This window comes from Nitrososphaera sp. AFS (genome assembly GCF_009898475.1).
Lineage (GTDB): Archaea > Thermoproteota > Nitrososphaeria > Nitrososphaerales > Nitrososphaeraceae > Nitrosopolaris.
In genome coordinates this window covers 10,020-26,617 of record NZ_QURE01000051.1, presented here as the reverse complement: position 1 = coordinate 26,617, position 16,598 = coordinate 10,020, and the positions used below count along the sequence as shown (strand labels likewise).

The following is a 16,598-nucleotide window of genomic DNA, read 5'->3' as shown; positions in this document are numbered from 1 at the left end:
CATAAGATAAGGATAAAAATACAGGTAAACAAGAACAGACAGAAATAGCACAAACAGCCGTTTGGTCTGAGAAGACCATTCGTCTTTCTTATTTTTGGTAAGGTACAGTCCTTTTGAATGGTCAGATGAACCCATCGATTCTTTGATCAATAGTAGTGAAGACGTACATCAAAATATCTCGAAGCCAGTCAGCTTTAACAGCAAAACTTAAAAGTATATTCGATGATTCCTTAGATTAGATGACATTACCAAAGGGATATGGACCTGGTGGCGGGCGAAGAGAAGGCGGAGGATCTGATTATGAAAGGATGATAGGGCACAGGGTTGAATCTGGGTACTGGCGAAGGATCTACATTTTAGGATTCGCATTATGCTGGGCAGCGACTGCTGGCGGGGTCTACGTTGGAGTGACAGTATATCCGTGGGCTTATCCTGAGCCAAGTGGTATTTATGCACTTTCCGTGCTAACTGTGATCGAAGCATTAGGATTCTTTTTTATAATGAAGATCACAGGCGAGAAACCGATGCGTCCTTAAAGCACGGGGTTCTTTTCTTTTTTCTTTAGATACTGATTTCAAATTTTCTTTAGATACTGATTACAATCTGAAGTATATCAAAAGATTTGAGCAATTAACAATTCTGCTCTCGTGGTATCATGTTTTGAATGACATAAAATTTTATATATTACTCGCCGTAGTATCTAGTTAACTATGGTCTGGCTTAGACGTACAACCCACTACCTATTCATTGTTGTAGTTGCTGTCAATAGCACGCTGCTGACAATTAATGCAGGAGACTACATATTCTACACCGACTGGGCTTGGACATCCTTTGTAGTATTCTCGATATCACAATCGACCATGCTTGCAGTAGGAGCTGTCTATTACTTGCTCTTCACAGGAGTGCCGGGAACGGCCACGTATTACGCAACCATCATGACCATCTATACATGGGTTGCAAAAGGTGCGTGGTTTGCTTTGGGATATCCGTATGACTTCATTGCAGTGCCAGTGTGGATACCTTCAGCCATGTTGTTGGACCTTACGTATTGGGCCACGAGACGGAATAAGCACATGCTTATACTTGTTGGCGGTACGTTGTGCGGTCTATCACTTCCGCTGTTCAACATGATTAACTTACTCCTAGTACGGGACCCATTGGAAGTCGCATTCAAGTATCCTAGACCCACATTACCACCTTACATGACGCCGATAGAGCCTCAGGTCGGAAAGTTCTATAACAGTCCCGTAGCGCTGGGCTCGGGAGCTTCCGCAGTCCTGACTGTGCCTATCGCGGCCTTGGGTGCTAAATTGAACACGTGGACATATAGATGGATGGCCGCGTGGAGCAAATGGGATTAACCCAAAAATCCTAACCTTACTTTTCTTTTTGTAAAAGTATTATTCAAACACGCAAATCCATTTGTAGTTATCAATTGGATGCAGTTATAACATTTCATTAAATTCTATGAATTTCAAAATCAAATTTGAGAATTTAATTCAGACTTTGATTTGGAAATTTGAGGACTAATTGAGAGATGCTCAGCTACTTATTTCAAGACAGAAAGGCGCTTCCCTGAGATTAGTTAGAGATTCAGGGATAATCAATCTAGGCCTCTCATTCCAGATATAGATCAATGCCATCAGAATTATCGATTATAGACTTTAAGCTTCTCCAAAATTTTCCGAATATCAGTAATTGGTTTATCGTCTTTATCCGAGACAATCTGGCTTGACGGAGGCCGATTCATATAGTCATTTATTCTGGATGTTATTCTCTCTTCGTAACTTGGGATGTGATCATTCTTATAAAAAACCCCGATCGGAATTTTGTTCCCCCATTCATTAGATTTCCCTATTACATTCCCCATCTTTTCGTTTAGGTCTTCCAATTTGTGAACAACCCCATCATAATTCGTCTCCTCTAATTTGTAGGTCCTAGGAAGTTGTTTTCCAGTATCTGGATCAACATTGTCTGCCCCTTGGAACCACTCCTTGGTGTTAATATCATTATAAGTGGGACAAGGCTGCAGTACGTCTAGGAATGCTAGTCCCTTATGTCTGATAGCTTGTGAGATTAGGTCCTTTAAATGCCTCACATCGTAAGAATAACCTCTACCGATAAAAGTAAATCCAGAAACTAAAGCTAAAGCAATAGGATTTACGGAATTATTCACATTAGGGTGAGCCAACGATTTAGTTTTCATACCAAGTTTTAGGGTCGGAGCAGCTTGTCCCTTAGTTAAGCCGTAAACAGCATTATTAAAGACTATATAAACCATATCTACGTTTCTTCTTCCAGCACTAACCAAGTGACCCGCTCCGATCCCGAGACCATCTCCGTCGCCCCCCACTGCCAGGACCTCTAATTCCGGATTACAAAGCTTGGCGCCTTGAGCAAAAGGCAGTACCCTCCCGTGAAGTGTATGTATCCCGTAAGTATGGATGAAATGCGGTGTCTTGCCTGAACACCCAATTCCAGAAAAAATTGCAGCTTTGTGCAGAGGGACCTGTAGATCCATTAGGGACATTTGGATAGCACTTAAAATGCCAAAATCGCCACAACCGGGGCACCAGTCATTGTGAACATTGGTTTTGTAGTCAGCGAGCTTAAGTACCATGCTTCAAGACCATTCTCCTAGATGCATTTCCGTTAATAATTCGCGCCAAGGCATTATAAATCTCGCTGGCTGAAATAGGCCTGCCATTGTATTTTACTATCTTGTAATCAATATGGCGATGTAGATATCGTTCAATTAATGATCCAAGCTGTGACGAATAATTCATTTCAATATCCACTAAAATTCTTGTGTTATTCAACATATTTTCGAGTCGTTCTGTTGGAAACGGGCTCATCAATCTCACTTGTACAAAATGTATTTTTTTTCCATCATATCTTAACTGATCCATTGCATCAAGAATTGCTCCCTTGGTTGAACCCCAACTGACGATTGTGAGGCCAAGTGAATCGTCCATATGTCCGTATGCTATAGCCTTGTCTTCGTTCGGAATTTCTTGCAGAGCAATATCGAGTTTGCTCAACCTCTTATCCATCATGTCAACTCGAATGGCCGGATCTTCAGTGATGTGTCCCTCCTCGGTATGTTCGTCTCCTGTGTTCCAGAATATCCCATTTTCTGTTCCCAGCGGAACCCTATTTGAAATAGGGCCGTCGGCTAACTTGAACCTAAGATAATTACCAGCAGCTCCAGATTCTGTTTGTTTTGGCACACTTTGAACCAGCTTTCCTCTATCAATTGTGATCCTGGATTGATCGAAATACTCGCACGTCATCACGCTGTTAGCGATTGCCTTATCCAACATGTGGATGACTGGCATTTGATACTTTTCCGCAAAGTTGAACACCTTTATAGTATCATAAAAACTCTCCTCAATATCGCCTGAAGCGAAAACAATTCGTGGAAATTCGCCGTGGCCTGCATTAATGGCGAATACCAAGTCCCCCTGCTCAGTCCTAGTGGGCAGACCAGTTGCAGGGCCAGTACGCTGATATAAGGAAACGACCAGCGGTACTTCATTCATTCCCGACCAGCCGAGTGCTTCAGTCATAAGCGAAAATCCAGGCCCTGAAGTGGCAGTAGCGGTCCTAACCCCAGTTAATGCACCACCAATAGCCATGGCAATCGCAGCAATTTCATCTTCCGTCTGGACAACAACGATTGAACCCTTGTCATCATTCGTTTGATCTACTATTTGATTGGATTCAAGAAACTCGCTATCATCACTTGCAGGTGTTATAGGATAATACGTCTGGAATTTACAACCGGCGACTAACTTTCCCATCGCAGAAGATTGGTTTCCTTGAACGAGTATTGTCTGCTCTGAAGGAGGCTTACATGTCAGTCTAAACTTGCCCGATAGCCCAAATTTGGATCGCACATAATCATAAGCAAAATTAGAAGCAAGCACATTCATGTCTCCTATTTTAGGTTTTGCTCTAAACACTAATTTAATAGACTTGGCCAGCACGGCCCTGTCAAATTCCAACACTGCCAAGGAAGCGGAGACTGCCATGACGTTTATCATCCTTGTCAACTTGCTCAAAGCGGGCTCATTAATTTCGGTAGAGAATTTCCTAAGTAGTTCGTAGTACGGAATGTCATATAATACAGCTCCGTTGTCTCTGGCTAGATTTAATATCTGATCAAGAGTGATATTCGAATCGTGGTTCTCGAACATTTCGGCAATCCGCTTAACTGCCGGTGCGTCAATTGTGGGGACTTCATTAAGAGTAATATTGCTTAGATTTGAGTCGTAAATTATGATCCCTCCATTTAATACATTAGATGCATGTCTAAAGACAGTTTCAGCATCAAAAGTTACCAATACATTTATGCCGTCTAAATGAGAGCGCGTTTGATCATCGGAAACGCGGACTGTAAAATAACTATGTTCGCCTTTAATATTGGAATAATATTCCCTATTTCCAAATACTTTGAAACCTCCCTGACAGCAAGCTCTAGAGAAAATATTAGCGGCAGAGTCAACGCCACTACCCTGGGCTCCGCCTATCATCCAGATCAACGAATTGGCAAATGGCCCTTTGTTGGGTAACATAACGATTTGGTTTGGATTGTCTTCCTTTTATTGGTTTATGATTTTTCCATTAAGGCTAGGATTATCCACCGGTAGCAGCATCAAACAAGCAGCATTCGCATGCATCAACCTCGCCACAATAGGGGCATTCACACATACATGCATCGATCGGATTTCCGCAGTAGTCACAGCTTACCCCATCGATCGTTTTTCGTTCATTTACAGACTCAACCAACAAGAACTTTTCGTCAACCTGACCTATTATACTTTATCTGACCCAATTCTATATTGAATTTTTTAGGAAGGGAAACAGGAGCTGATAATGGTGTGTTAGCCACACTACACTGTAACAATTACCGGTTAAGTTGAGTAGCTAGTGCGAGACCATTCCAGCGCCCAAAAGAAGGAACACAGCCAATATGGCGACTATGGGGATCAAAAATAGAATCACGGACAGGTCAAATTTCAGTTCTAATTCCCATATTTTTTGCTAATGCTTATTTATTAAATATTTCTGAGCTTTCAATATTAACCTTTCAATATAGGTTTAGTTTTGGAATACTGCGAAACCTACTGGCACTTTCGCGATACTAAAAGGTCATACCGCATGAAGACGCTATTTTCTATGCTTCGTCTGGATTGGTTTGAGCGTAGAAAGAGCTGTCGAGTTATTACGAGCATAATAATATATTTTGCAAATTATACTAGAATTCCTAATTCACTCACAGAATTACATGACAGGCTGAATAACTTATCAAGGTGCATTCAAGACGGTCATTCAATGATACCTCTAAGCATGCGGAACTGTATCATCCATACATTTACAAAAAATTGATTACAAGTTCAAGGCCTTGCTAGGTCAAGGAAATGACTGTTTATCTCTAATGGCTTCAACAAATCGATTACAAAAAAATAATATCTAAATAAGTGATGTTGGAACTTCCTTCATGACGATATCTCTCGTAGCTGCAGAATATGAAAGTAAGGGCATTGGGTATATAAAGTCCGAAAATTCCGCCAACAGGGGAACTACTCTTCTCAAGCGAGGGTTCGCTCACATGCAGAAACATGGTGTTATAATGGATGTTACCAGTGTTGAGCAATCACAAATCGCAGAAGAAGCTGGTGCTGTGGCCGTCATGGTATTGGATAAGCTCCCCTACGATGTCAGAAAGTCTGGTGGAGTAGCACGGACAGCTAGTGTTAAGACTATCGAAGACATAATGGATGCAGTTTCGATACCTATTATGGCGAAGTGCCGCATTGGACACGTTTCAGAGGCAGACATACTTTCTGTCATGGGAGTAGATATGATAGATGAGAGTGAGGTCCTGACCCCAGCTGACGAATTAAGGCATATCTGGAAATGGAATTATACAACACCTTTTGTAAACGGAGCAAAAAATCTCGGAGAAGCATTGAGAAGAGTAGAGGAAGGATGCGCCATGATAAGGACAAAAGGTGAGCCAGGTACAGGCAATGTTGCAGAAGCAGTGACGCACATAACACGCGTTAACAACGAGATTCGGCACGTCTGCTCGCTCTCAGAAAACTATCCTGAATTGATTAAAGCTTCTAGAGAGCTCATGGTTTCACTTCCTTTAGTAGAGGAAACTGCTAAAATAGGAAGAATACCAGTTGTTAACTTTGCGGCTGGAGGAATCTCGACGCCAGCCGATGCTGCCCTACTAATGAATCTTGGTTGTGACGGCGTGTTTGTGGGCTCAGGCGTATTCAAGGCTGATGATGCATCAGAGCGTGCTCAAGCCATAGTTCTAGCAGTTGCTTACCATGACAATCCAAAGATTGTATTCGAGGCTCAGAAGATGGTCGACGAGAAGAAATCTATGCTCGGTCTGGATACGAACCACTTGGAATTAAAAATGCAAGAACGAGGACCATCAGTTTGAAATCAAAAATAACTATTGGGATACTTGGCATCCAAGGTGACATTGAAGAAAATAAAAAAGTAGCAGAGGACGCGCTGAACCATCTGAAGCTGACAGGTACTGTGCAACTTGTTAAATATTCTCAAGACTTAAACGAGATTGACGGTTTGATTCTGCCCGGAGGAGAAAGCACTGTCGTTGGTACTCTCATCAAAATACGTGATGGCTTATTAACTGCAATCAAAAGGCGCATCATGGAAGACATGCCAGTACTCGGAACATGCGCCGGCATGATAATGTTGTCAAGACGTGCATACGATCGAATAATTGGGGATACTAAGCAAGAATTGCTTTCATCCTTGGATATTGTTGTAGAACGAAATGCTTTTGGTAGACAGAAAGACTCCTTTGAGGCAGGATTGCAAATACCGGCGCTGGGACAAAACAGTGCCTTTAAAGGGGTATTTATTCGTGCACCAATTGTTAGCGAAGTAGGCAACGCTGTTGACATTATCGCAAGACTTGACGATAAGATCGTTGGAGTTAGGCAAAGGAATATCATTGCCACTTCATTCCATCCAGAATTATCTGGAGACAACAGAATCCATAAAGAATTCATCCGAGTAGTAAAGGATTATAAATTAAAGAAACTGACAGTCGATAGCAATGCTGTTTAGAATTATTACGTGCGGGGGGTGGGATTCGAACCCACGAACCTCTGAAGGACGGGATCACCCATTTTTTGATCTTAAGTCCCGCGTCTCCAAATTCATTAGATTATTTGGCCAGGCTCTACAACCCCCGCTTTTGCTTTATTATGGATTCAATAGGCATATAATAAAAGCGTAATTATATAATATTCGGCTAGAATTGAATTTAAGTCCATGGTGAATCCCAAAACCACGAGTATCAAGATGTATTGAGCCGTTGAAATTATTGATACGATATAACATTTGCTGAAAGCGATTATTTTAATGATATTCGCCGTATTACAAAGGAGTCTAAATTTCTGAATTTCATTTGTGTGGCATTATTGATAGAGCCTTGGGCGGGATTTGGACCCGCGACCTTTGCCTTACCAAGGCAACGCTCTACCGGGCTGAGCTACCAAGGCACCAGGATTGCAAGCGACTGATTTCGAAAGTTCCAGGGAGGTGATGAACACATAAGTAGAATTAATAGGGGCTTTATTTAGCTCACGGTTTCGACTGAATTTAATTTTTGAAACACTACTCGACCACGCTGTAGCGCTGCATCTTTCCCACCAAAGATGAAAATCGTAATCGACAGTCGAAGGCCGCACGTAGATGGCTGCATTCAAGATGATAGCAATGATTGTCTTGCTTTCTAGCAACGTTTTAAAGGGTAAGTGTCACTCGGTAATTTCATGCTACCGCCATGTCCTGGTATAAGGATCCTTTACTCCAAAGGAAAATTGCCAGAATTGAAGTCTCCGTATTTAATATGTGGCTTTCCTGGAAGCGGATACGTTGGAAAGATGGCTGTGGACCATTTAATAGAGGAGTTGCACGCTGAACATCTAGCGGATATTTATTCCACATCTTTCCCTCCACAAGTTTTGATACGATCTGATGGTACCGCAGACCTTATGAAGAACACAATATTCTACTCAGACAAGCCAAATTCTTCCGGAACTAATTTATTACTGCTTACAGGAGATTCTCAGCCAGCTAATCCTGACTCTGAATATATGTTAGCTGAAGAAATCTTGAATATAGCAGTAAAATTCAACACGTCACACATTTTTACCCTGGCCGCTTATATCACTGGGGTGTTTGTAGAAAAGCCAAGGATTTTCGGTACGGCAACTGATACTGATACGATTAAGTCTTTTAGCGAACGCAGCATCTCAGTGATGGATGGGGGAAGCATCACTGGTATGAATGGCCTTATAATTGGTAGCGCAAAGCTTCGTGGGATTAGGGGAACCTGCCTCCTTGGCGAAACCTCTGGATATGTGGTAGACGCTAAAGCATCCAAGTCCATCCTTGAAACCCTCCTGTCAATTATTGGCATAGGCATAGATATGAAAAATTTGGATAAGAGAGCAAAAGATACTGAGACGCTTATTGAAACGATAGAACAGCAGATGAGTGGAAGAACGGCGCGACAGCAAACTTCTGTAGCCACTAGACCATCAGATATGGGCTATATCAGCTAATTCTATACTAGTTATACAACGTGAAATGGAGCGGTACCATTGAATAATAAAGACTGATGAGTTCTCATTTATGCCCTTTTTATTTTTCCATATCTCCCAATATTGAGGCTGTTCTCTCCTCGAAATGCTTGTGTGTAACCGTTTTCAATAGCAACATTATCCCCTTGTTTGACGAGGTTAATCTGGTCATCCCATAGAGAGAGTTTAATTTGACCAGTCTCATCCGATATTAAAGCGTCTGCAACTTGAGCTGTGCCGCCAGTGCGGAGGTTTACTGATCTTGGTTCTGTAACACTATCAATCTTTCCCTCCACATTAACTCCTCTCATTCCCGGTTTTAACTCATTTATCTTCATTTCCCACTGTTTTACTTTACAGTTATAATAAAGGTTCTGAATTGATGAACTGTATCACTAGATTAACTATGAGAACCATTATTGCTCGCTAATCATCTATCTATTACTATCCTTAAAATGGAAACTTTGTGGCGAAGTTACTAGAGTATCACTTGTTAAGGCATTTCTTTGACTGACTGACACGAACTAATGGGAAAGACATTCTGCGTAAACATGAAATAGGGATTATAGACGGGAGATATTTAAGAGGAGGGATAGCGAAGCCTGGTCAAACGCGCAGGACTCAAGATGTATATAAGTAATCCCGTCCCTTAGGGGTTCGTGGGTTCGAATCCCACTCCCTCCAATGAGAGTAACAATCTATACTCGACCCACCATGAGATTTGAACTAAATGCAGTTGGCTATAACATCCCTCTTACAATAGAATAAAATTCGGCTAGGATTAAACAAAGTACATACAGTCCAATTTATTATCAAACAAAAACTGCAATTCACATCCTACTGACGACTTCTACTTCTCTTCTGTCGGTCATCTTTTAGTACAAACAAAATTTCATTGATTGCGATCTTTTAACCAGTAGAATATAATTGCCAAAGGTTTCATATTTGAACTTAATTTCTTCCATGATGTTATGTAGGCGGAAAAACTAGGGCCATTTAGTTCTAGTTTCTACTTATTCTTTCAAGACATCATAACGTTCTATAAATATTCTCATTCACAGTCGGGGACCTGAAGCCAACCTTTCACATTTATAGCACGCAAGGAAATCAGCAATAAATTTTTATTGCCTTTTCTTTTCGAGTGATAGCCGCCCATTTTTACCACATCAGCACTCCTCAAGACTTTCAATATGTCACCTCAGAAAGGCCAAATAAATAGATCTAATTACAAGGACTGTACACTATAAATTAAAAGGTTTATTTAATTGGATATTGAGATGATCATACGCAAACCATGAGCAATAATTCCGACGATACATCTTGGTATAACCCTAATGCTGATAATAGCAATCAAAGTAAAGTTTGTCCTAATTGCGGAGACGTGAATGATAGATACGGCCTACCTATCTACCCATTTAATAAATCGACCAAAGTATTAAATTGGTGCACCAAGTGCCTGGGAGCAGTAGATGAGATCACCACCACTGATGGAGAGCTTCCACAGGCAGACGGATACTGAAATGATGACCTTTTGAAAGTTCTCTATTTGTTTTTACTTATTTATGACATAAAAGTCGTAGACTAGATTTTTCTCCGATGTCATAGATCTGTGCTTGGTATGATACTCGATAAGAGTCCAAAAAGCTGGAAAGGTTTCAACCAACCCGAGAATAGGGCATAATACGAGAGAAAGTGAATGCAGAAAGAATCTCTTTGACAATGTCACCTTAGAATATCTTAGATTTAAGAAAAGTCCTATTTGGTAAGAAAAGAGCCATACGATGGAGGAAAACAATAGTATTGCTCCTATACTAAACTGGAACGGACCCATGTTGCCAAAGAAATGCAATGATAATTCGGAGTACAGTTGTTTCGACAGATTCGATAGGATTGACATCCCATCTGTACCAACTCTGTAGGTGAGTACGGTTTGTAACGCGGCAAGTACGAGTGGCAAGTTTACATGTAATGAGATTATCATTGAAATGAAGCCAGATGCAAATCCCATAAAATATGTCAAGAGTTTATAGGACAGCTTAAACCGATGCATAGGAGGAAATTTGTCTATATTCTGAAGACTGCCTAAAATCCATCTGCGTCTCTGCATGAAGTGGTCTTTAATGTTTAAAGGAGGCTGTTCAAGGAGCATGCCGCCATGCCAACCCATAGATTTGGCTCCGTACTTGTGGTACATTTGATATCCAAACATTTGATCCTCGGCCAGAGTGGGACCAAAATTCCAGCCAATTGAGTCTTCAACATCTGATCGGACCAATAGATTGCTTCCATGCATGTGCAATGGGGAAGTCTTTACGTATTGTTCGTTTCTCATTTGAGACACACAATCATAGCATGTGAATGGCCTAATGGATTCGGCAAGTGCAGTTAAGATGTTTGCTGATTCGAATTTCAAAGGATAGAAAATAGGCCCCTCAAAAGCCAAAGCCTTATTTTCTCTAATTGCCTTGAGCAAGGAAAGCACAGTCTGCCGAGTTACATAGCTTTCATCATCCATGTGAAAAATCCAGTATTTTTTGCAATTTTCACCTGTTTTCCGCCTGTGTTCTACTGCATATTGTAAAGCTCGTCCCTTCTTGATAGCATTGCTTTTAAAACTTTTGTCGACCAAAACTATCTCTGCTTCTGAGTAAGCAAGGGTCTCGAAATCCTGAGGATCATCAGTAATTACCGATATCCGATAATCGCTATAATTTATCTTGCTGCAAGATTCGATTATGGAACTAATTCCACGTTCAACTACTGGTGTTTTTGTAGCTGAACGACTAGTAATTTGAAATATTATTAATGGATCGTTATGAATTCGTTGTATGTTACTCCCGATAAATAATTGCCTGTTCTTCAAAAATCTAATTAAAGAAACTAGTGCGATAGGAACGTTGGTAAGCCACACAATAGTTATGAGCCCTACTAGAATGTCGTCTAACAATATCTAGACACAAATTTCTTCATAATATATAATAACCGCTTTCTAGAACCAACACGATCCAGCATAGTGAAGATGTCTTCAAATAGTGAAACCTGATGCAATTCCCGTAGTAAAGATGGGCCATAGACTAGAATACCTAGGTAAAACGTCAGTTAAGATAGAATAACCAAATTTCTAGAAAAACTATGGTTAATAAGCGTTCCTGTTCTTGTTTCGAATGGCCAAAACCAATGCCTCTAGAGACTAAGAACAACGATGGCAATGATGTGACGTACTGTGAACAATGTAAGGGTTATACCGTTATATTTGACATGGTTTCGAGCGAATACGTTTGCAGCTCGTGTGGCTGCGTTGCAAATGATAGATTCTTTAACTCCGAAAATTCGACTGGGTACCTCAGCCAGTCTGGCTTCAGTGATAGATCTAGAACGGGACTGCCTGAATCCTTAGCTATACATCATAAAGGGCTATCTACATTGATAGGTTTGGGCGATACTGATGCCAGAGGTAAAGCATTGGAGCCAGCCCAGAGAATGAAAATGCAGAGACTTCGCACTTGGAATAACAGGTCACAACTGAATGATTCCATTTCTAGGAACCTGGAAAAAGCGTTGAAGTTTTTGAATAATTTTGGTGATAAACTATACCTCAGTCAAGCAGTAATGGAGAGTGCAGCGTACATCTACCGGAAAGCTGCGATAAAAAAGCTTGCCAAGGGCAGATCAACGCTGGGACTTGTAGGTGCAGCTCTTTATGCTGCGTGCAGAGAGACAGCTACCCCGAAAACTATCTCCGATGTCGCAACCGTCTGCAACCTTTCAAGTAAGGATGTGATGGCACATTATAAATTGATATTAAGGGAACTTTCTCTACAAATGCCTGTCCTTCACGGGCCTGATTATGTTACATTGATATCTAATAGGCTGGATTTGAGTGAGAAAACAAAAAGGGAAGCATTGAAGATATTTTCAGAGGTTCAACAAAATAGAATTTCAATTGGCAAAAATCCTAGGGCGTTAGCTGGTGCAGTTATATATCTGGCATCTCAGACATGCAATGAGTTCCTCCGCCAAGTTGAAATCTGTCAGGTAGCCGACATTTCTACAGTTTCCCTACGGAAAAGATGCAAAGAAATCAAATCAAACCTTGAAATATAACGCTAGATTGCCAATTTTTTAATATTTTGGACAAAATCTTTACCTTGAGTAAGACTCAATAATTTATCTGCACTTATTGTCAAGTATGCGGCTCCAAAATTGGGGTACGCCTCTCGACAAGTGAACAATGTCAAAATCCTCCCTCCATGATTAATTTTGAATCCTTGACAGGGTTCATGGCCTCTTACAACAAGTTTAGTAGCTGAGGCATCAAGCCACCTCTTAGATACTTCGATTCCAAAATGTTTACCATACCCCCTCCTGGAATGTTCCCATTCTAAACCGTGACCGATGTGTTCAATTGGATCATTCCACAATAATTCCTCCATCATAGCATTAGTAATTGATTTATCCTGAATGGCCTTAGCTTTATAATTACGTGACAACCCCAATTCAGTGGGAAGACCACCATGAACCATGTGGATTTGTTCAGGGACGAACACAAACAAACTCAGTAATTGAAAGAAGTGTAAAATTTTATCAAAATAGATTGATCGTGCCAAATTCTTACCAAATTCCTGAGTTAGTCTAATTGGTAAATCATGAGACGAGAAAGGGAATTCCATCGGGGCTTCATGATTTCCACGCATCAAGATTACAGAGTTCGGGAATTTGTGTTTTAGATAACAGATTACATATAATACTGCTACTGAGCGGGTTCCTCTATCCACATAATCACCAAGAAATATGAGCTTATTTCTAGAGTCGGCTAACTTATTTTCAAAATCAATCTCATTTAACATTACTAAAAGTGATCTGAGATCACCGTGAAGATCACCTACTATAAATAGCTCATCCGGAACATCCGTCAACTTGATTACCCGTCCATCTACAATGCCACCAGTGATTTGTTTGGCCTGTTTTTCTCGCCTGAGAACATTTGTGGCCATGTCCACAAGCTCGATAAAGGAATTGGCCTCCATACCAGTATAAAGCTTTTCAAGCTCGTCGAACAACTACGTTTCTTCCATAGCTAAGTAACTTATTAAATAGATTAATAATTCTCTATAAGGTACTTTTCTTCTGAAGGTTTACAAATTACATGTTAGTTAGTATTCAGTCCTTGATAAGGCATACAATCAGCCCAAGTACAATTGACAGCATAGCCTCTTGTCAAATGAGCTTATATATTTTATAAAAGCGGTTAAGAAATGAAGTTCCTTAGATCATATTCGCCGCTGAATGCCAGAGGATGGAGTCGAATTTATCCTGTCAACGTGCTAGAAAGACCCATATTCTGTATAGATGTAATTTGAATTCTATACAGATGAATGAAAACCATAATTTCATTCTTGATCGTGGTATGTTAAAAATGGTACAGGAACACTCAAACTCCAAGAGGCACATTTTCAAAACAAGTGGGTTTGGTAACAAATTTATTCGCAAGTACAAACTTATAGCCGAGTCATTCAAGAGGCCACTGCCTCTGTCCGTTTTGAGTGAATAGCGGAGGCAGCTTACATGGTTTTGATTGAATTCCTAGTATAAATAACAATAGCAGAGATGAATCTCATATCTGTTTCCAATTTGCTGAATAATATTTCTACATAATGCTTTCGCTCATGTTAAAGAGAATGTATTTATATTTTGGTCCACAAGAATGAAGAACCGAAGCCGTTACGAAGTCATAGCTGCAATTCTAAGCTCTTCATTTAGAGAAGTAACACGTACTAAGCTAATGTACAGAGCAATATTGAGTAATGACCAATGCAAATTGTATCTTGAGTCTTGAGATCGACCTAATCAGCGAAGTTCAAACTGGTAATAAGTTAGTTTATAGAATTACCCAAAAGGGGAGAAAGTTTCTTTCTTTCTACATCCAAATGCAAAAGATGCTCCCAGTCGGCATCGAAGATTTAAATGGACAATATTTTCCCTTTGATGCTAATGCTATTTAAAGTAGGGGTTCAAGTTTGACGATTGGGTACCCAAAAGCTCTCTCCACCACTATTGCGTATGAATGAGTTTCAGGTACAATAGAGTGCATAACTAAGGTGCCTCTAACATGTTGAATATAAAGATGAATATCGAAGTCGAAAACCTTGGACTCATCGTTAAAAGCCTGGGTACCAATTATGAATGTTAAGTCTGCCTGGCCAAAGTCATTCCTTCTGCCGAATGAGTTACTCTGTTCTCCATATTCCCAGATGTCGCGGCAAGCACGTAATCCTAGGATATTGACCAGTAGCCTGTCAGGATAATTTCTCCTAGTTTTCTCCAACGCGTTCCTTATTGATCCTGGTAGTCCTAGAGTCTCTCTAGATTTTTGGGAGCGTAGTACCGATTTCTCTTGCAGGGGTTCATCAGGCAAAAATTGAGAAAAAATTCTTAACATGTCAGTTTTGGTTTCCGATGATGAGTGTGTTTGTACGTAGCCCCTGATTAGTTCGGCATCAATTTCCCTAGTATCATGGATTATTACAGGACTGCCGTCTTCGAGCATTTTCGAGATTATGCATGCCAAAAACAAGGATAACACCTTAATGCTCACCTCTGGATGGGCATGGAGGAATACGATGCTTTTCGTAGGAAAGCCTCCACCAAGTGCTGCGTCTAGGTTTTTATAACTACTCCTGATGTAATTTAGCTTGGTTGGGTCTGACTTGTATGTCTGCAAGTTTCGTCTTACTCCGTTAGGACTAGCAATATTAGGCTGATTACCGATAGACCGACGATTGATCATAAATCCGCTCGGATCAGATACACCGTAGCTTTTGAAAGTCCCATTATTTAGGCTAAATATATAACAAAATTTATTAATTCTTATTCCCCTCAATTTTGTCAGAGTCAATTCTCTGATCCTCGCTCCACTGTATAAATTCTGGCTCAAATTTACAATTCCATCGACCAAAAAATCTAGCGTCGTGTCATTTGGATTTTCACTAATGAAAATTAGCTTTGCGCCTGCGCGCTCACGCCAGGTCTGTAATACGCGCTCATTATTCAAGCGAGCTTCTTTGTCCATAAATGAGGCAACAGCATCCCAACTATCGATTATGATTATAGGAGACTTAACATCCATTAATTGGTTGGTAATCCTCTCAAATAGTGATTCAGGTTCGTCAAGTCGCGCATCCTCGAAACTTGGAGCGTTATAGCTAGTTCGTTGAGTTGAGGCTTGTGGTGCCATTTCGGCTTGATTCACGATGTTCATATATTTCCCCAGCCAAGGATAATAGATGAAAAGTTGTTTTGGGGACAACCTGGTTGAAATATAGAAAAAATTGGTTGTTATTCTTAGGGCTCTAAGGATGGTGAGGGACAGTGTTGTCTTTCCTGCCCCTGCATCTCCTTTAACAAGTAGCGAATACGTATCTCGGCGAACAAATTGCAGTAGCTCATTAGGAATTTGCATTATTGGATTTTTGCTATTATTAGCCTTATTTTCGTAGAGCCGGTTGGGAAAACCTCCCGCACCTTTTTCCAAAGTAGTATGGTCTTCTATTGCGGTAATAAAAATTCTTTTTGTTCTTAGTGGCAAAGACATTTTGTCACGTTAGCCAAAAAGTTACAAATCATTATTCCCTGCCATAGATGTCCTCTAAACCGGCTTGTTTCAATCGTGTACCACAATTATTGACATAATTCTGGTATTATTTTCTATTGATTCCATTTATCTAGCAATCTTACCTCTAGAAGAAGATCCGCTATGCTCACTTGCTTCCAGGCAATTTAATGCTTAGGCGCACTTAGAGCTTCTTGCTACAATTACCAAGTGGCCACCTAGGGCACGATCTTCGCATATAGTCTTCATAGCCATTATACCACCGATACAACATTATTCGATACAATCTTCTATAAAGGAGACTCTTTAATAGACAAAAGAGTTCCATTCGATGAATGGAGTAT

The 16,598-nt window shown here is 40.5% G+C and carries 16 protein-coding genes and 3 tRNA genes; 10 read left to right on the top strand and 9 right to left on the bottom strand.

What is annotated here, in order from left to right; genetic code table 11:
• The first annotated feature begins 239 nt into the window (after positions 1-239).
• Together DYY65_RS07150 and DYY65_RS07145 are read left to right on the top strand one after the other, a co-directional pair.
• Positions 240-536: a hypothetical protein gene (locus DYY65_RS07150; RefSeq protein ID WP_162477289.1), complete on the top strand. Its 297-nt coding sequence runs from the start codon at positions 240-242 to the stop codon at positions 534-536.
• 174 nt (positions 537-710) lie between these two features.
• Positions 711-1,361: an ammonia monooxygenase gene (locus DYY65_RS07145; protein ID WP_162477288.1), complete on the top strand. Its 651-nt coding sequence runs from the start codon at positions 711-713 to the stop codon at positions 1,359-1,361.
• Between the two features lie 287 nt (positions 1,362-1,648).
• On the opposite strand, the gene DYY65_RS07140 is transcribed toward DYY65_RS07145, so the two are convergent.
• The 3 genes from DYY65_RS07140 to DYY65_RS12210 form a co-directional block, all read right to left on the bottom strand.
• Positions 1,649-2,620 (bottom strand): 2-oxoacid:ferredoxin oxidoreductase subunit beta, encoded by a 972-nt coding sequence (locus DYY65_RS07140; RefSeq protein ID WP_162477287.1) that lies wholly within the window; start codon positions 2,618-2,620, stop codon positions 1,649-1,651.
• Positions 2,610-4,577: a 2-oxoacid:ferredoxin oxidoreductase subunit alpha gene (locus DYY65_RS07135; protein WP_162477286.1), complete on the bottom strand. Its 1,968-nt coding sequence runs from the start codon at positions 4,575-4,577 to the stop codon at positions 2,610-2,612. The genes DYY65_RS07140 and DYY65_RS07135 overlap by 11 nt, the downstream gene beginning before the upstream one ends.
• Before the next feature lie 61 nt (positions 4,578-4,638).
• On the bottom strand, positions 4,639-4,794 hold the full coding sequence (locus tag DYY65_RS12210; protein WP_236561720.1) for a hypothetical protein: 156 nt from the start codon (positions 4,792-4,794) through the stop codon (positions 4,639-4,641).
• A 709-nt stretch (positions 4,795-5,503) separates the two neighbouring features.
• Here DYY65_RS12210 and pdxS point away from each other — a divergent pair.
• Positions 5,504-6,466, top strand: a complete 963-nt coding sequence (pdxS, locus tag DYY65_RS07130) for a pyridoxal 5'-phosphate synthase lyase subunit PdxS (protein ID WP_162477285.1) — start codon at positions 5,504-5,506, stop codon at positions 6,464-6,466.
• A complete protein-coding gene (gene pdxT, locus DYY65_RS07125) occupies positions 6,463-7,122 on the top strand; it encodes a pyridoxal 5'-phosphate synthase glutaminase subunit PdxT (RefSeq protein ID WP_162477284.1) in 660 nt (219 codons plus the stop codon). The genes pdxS and pdxT overlap by 4 nt, the downstream gene beginning before the upstream one ends.
• Positions 7,123-7,132: 10 nt before the next feature.
• Here pdxT and DYY65_RS07120 read toward each other — a convergent pair.
• Positions 7,133-7,250 (bottom strand) — tRNA-Leu (locus DYY65_RS07120).
• 235 nt (positions 7,251-7,485) lie between these two features.
• Positions 7,486-7,559 (bottom strand) — tRNA-Thr (locus DYY65_RS07115).
• Positions 7,560-7,889: 330 nt separating this feature from the next.
• Here DYY65_RS07115 and DYY65_RS07110 point away from each other — a divergent pair.
• Positions 7,890-8,627: a proteasome assembly chaperone family protein gene (locus DYY65_RS07110; protein WP_236561719.1), complete on the top strand. Its 738-nt coding sequence runs from the start codon at positions 7,890-7,892 to the stop codon at positions 8,625-8,627.
• 68 nt (positions 8,628-8,695) lie between these two features.
• Here DYY65_RS07110 and DYY65_RS07105 read toward each other — a convergent pair whose 3' ends face one another.
• On the bottom strand, positions 8,696-8,983 hold the full coding sequence (locus DYY65_RS07105) for an OB-fold nucleic acid binding domain-containing protein (protein WP_162477282.1): 288 nt from the start codon (positions 8,981-8,983) through the stop codon (positions 8,696-8,698).
• A gap of 248 nt (positions 8,984-9,231) precedes the next feature.
• Here DYY65_RS07105 and DYY65_RS07100 point away from each other — a divergent pair.
• Together DYY65_RS07100 and DYY65_RS07095 are read left to right on the top strand one after the other, a co-directional pair.
• A tRNA-Leu gene (locus DYY65_RS07100) sits at positions 9,232-9,329 on the top strand.
• A gap of 610 nt (positions 9,330-9,939) precedes the next feature.
• Positions 9,940-10,164 carry a hypothetical protein gene (locus DYY65_RS07095; RefSeq protein ID WP_162477281.1) on the top strand — a complete coding sequence of 75 codons (225 nt, stop codon included), beginning with the start codon at positions 9,940-9,942 and terminating at the stop codon, positions 10,162-10,164.
• A gap of 33 nt (positions 10,165-10,197) precedes the next feature.
• Here the strand turns inward: DYY65_RS07095 and DYY65_RS07090 are convergent, their stop codons facing one another.
• Complete coding sequence (locus DYY65_RS07090; RefSeq protein WP_162477280.1) at positions 10,198-11,592, bottom strand: glycosyltransferase family 2 protein; 1,395 nt, start codon at positions 11,590-11,592, stop codon at positions 10,198-10,200.
• A gap of 230 nt (positions 11,593-11,822) precedes the next feature.
• On the opposite strand from DYY65_RS07090, the gene DYY65_RS07085 reads away from it, so the two are divergent.
• Positions 11,823-12,749, top strand: coding sequence for a transcription initiation factor IIB (locus tag DYY65_RS07085; protein WP_162477279.1), 927 nt, complete (start codon positions 11,823-11,825; stop codon positions 12,747-12,749).
• A gap of 2 nt (positions 12,750-12,751) precedes the next feature.
• Here DYY65_RS07085 and DYY65_RS07080 read toward each other — a convergent pair whose 3' ends face one another.
• Complete coding sequence (locus DYY65_RS07080) at positions 12,752-13,705, bottom strand: metallophosphoesterase family protein (RefSeq protein ID WP_162477278.1); 954 nt, start codon at positions 13,703-13,705, stop codon at positions 12,752-12,754.
• Positions 13,706-14,349: 644 nt separating this feature from the next.
• Here DYY65_RS07080 and DYY65_RS13000 point away from each other — a divergent pair.
• Positions 14,350-14,481 carry a winged helix-turn-helix domain-containing protein gene (locus DYY65_RS13000; protein ID WP_162477277.1) on the top strand — a complete coding sequence of 44 codons (132 nt, stop codon included), beginning with the start codon at positions 14,350-14,352 and terminating at the stop codon, positions 14,479-14,481.
• Positions 14,450-14,647 (top strand): hypothetical protein, encoded by a 198-nt coding sequence (locus DYY65_RS07070; RefSeq protein WP_162477276.1) that lies wholly within the window; start codon positions 14,450-14,452, stop codon positions 14,645-14,647. The genes DYY65_RS13000 and DYY65_RS07070 overlap by 32 nt, the downstream gene beginning before the upstream one ends.
• Here the strand turns inward: DYY65_RS07070 and DYY65_RS07065 are convergent.
• Positions 14,644-16,230 carry an RAD55 family ATPase gene (locus DYY65_RS07065; RefSeq protein WP_162477275.1) on the bottom strand — a complete coding sequence of 529 codons (1,587 nt, stop codon included), beginning with the start codon at positions 16,228-16,230 and terminating at the stop codon, positions 14,644-14,646. The genes DYY65_RS07070 and DYY65_RS07065 overlap by 4 nt on opposite strands.
• Between the last annotated feature and the right edge of the window lie 368 nt (positions 16,231-16,598).

Excerpts from the sequence above, each read along its gene's own strand:
- DYY65_RS07095 (WP_162477281.1), top strand. The coding sequence starts at position 9,940 with ATGAGCAATAATTCCGACGATACATCTTGGTATAACCCTAATGCTGAT.
- pdxS (WP_162477285.1), top strand. The coding sequence starts at position 5,504 with ATGACGATATCTCTCGTAGCTGCAGAATATGAAAGTAAGGGCATTGGG.
- DYY65_RS07105 (WP_162477282.1), bottom strand. The coding sequence starts at position 8,983 with ATGAAGATAAATGAGTTAAAACCGGGAATGAGAGGAGTTAATGTGGAG.
- DYY65_RS07085 (WP_162477279.1), top strand. The coding sequence starts at position 11,823 with ATGCCTCTAGAGACTAAGAACAACGATGGCAATGATGTGACGTACTGT.
- DYY65_RS07150 (WP_162477289.1), top strand. The coding sequence starts at position 240 with ATGACATTACCAAAGGGATATGGACCTGGTGGCGGGCGAAGAGAAGGC.
- DYY65_RS07140 (WP_162477287.1), bottom strand. The coding sequence starts at position 2,620 with ATGGTACTTAAGCTCGCTGACTACAAAACCAATGTTCACAATGACTGG.
- DYY65_RS07145 (WP_162477288.1), top strand. The coding sequence starts at position 711 with ATGGTCTGGCTTAGACGTACAACCCACTACCTATTCATTGTTGTAGTT.
- DYY65_RS07070 (WP_162477276.1), top strand. The coding sequence starts at position 14,450 with ATGACCAATGCAAATTGTATCTTGAGTCTTGAGATCGACCTAATCAGC.
- DYY65_RS13000 (WP_162477277.1), top strand. The coding sequence starts at position 14,350 with ATGAAGAACCGAAGCCGTTACGAAGTCATAGCTGCAATTCTAAGCTCT.
- DYY65_RS07135 (WP_162477286.1), bottom strand. The coding sequence starts at position 4,577 with ATGTTACCCAACAAAGGGCCATTTGCCAATTCGTTGATCTGGATGATA.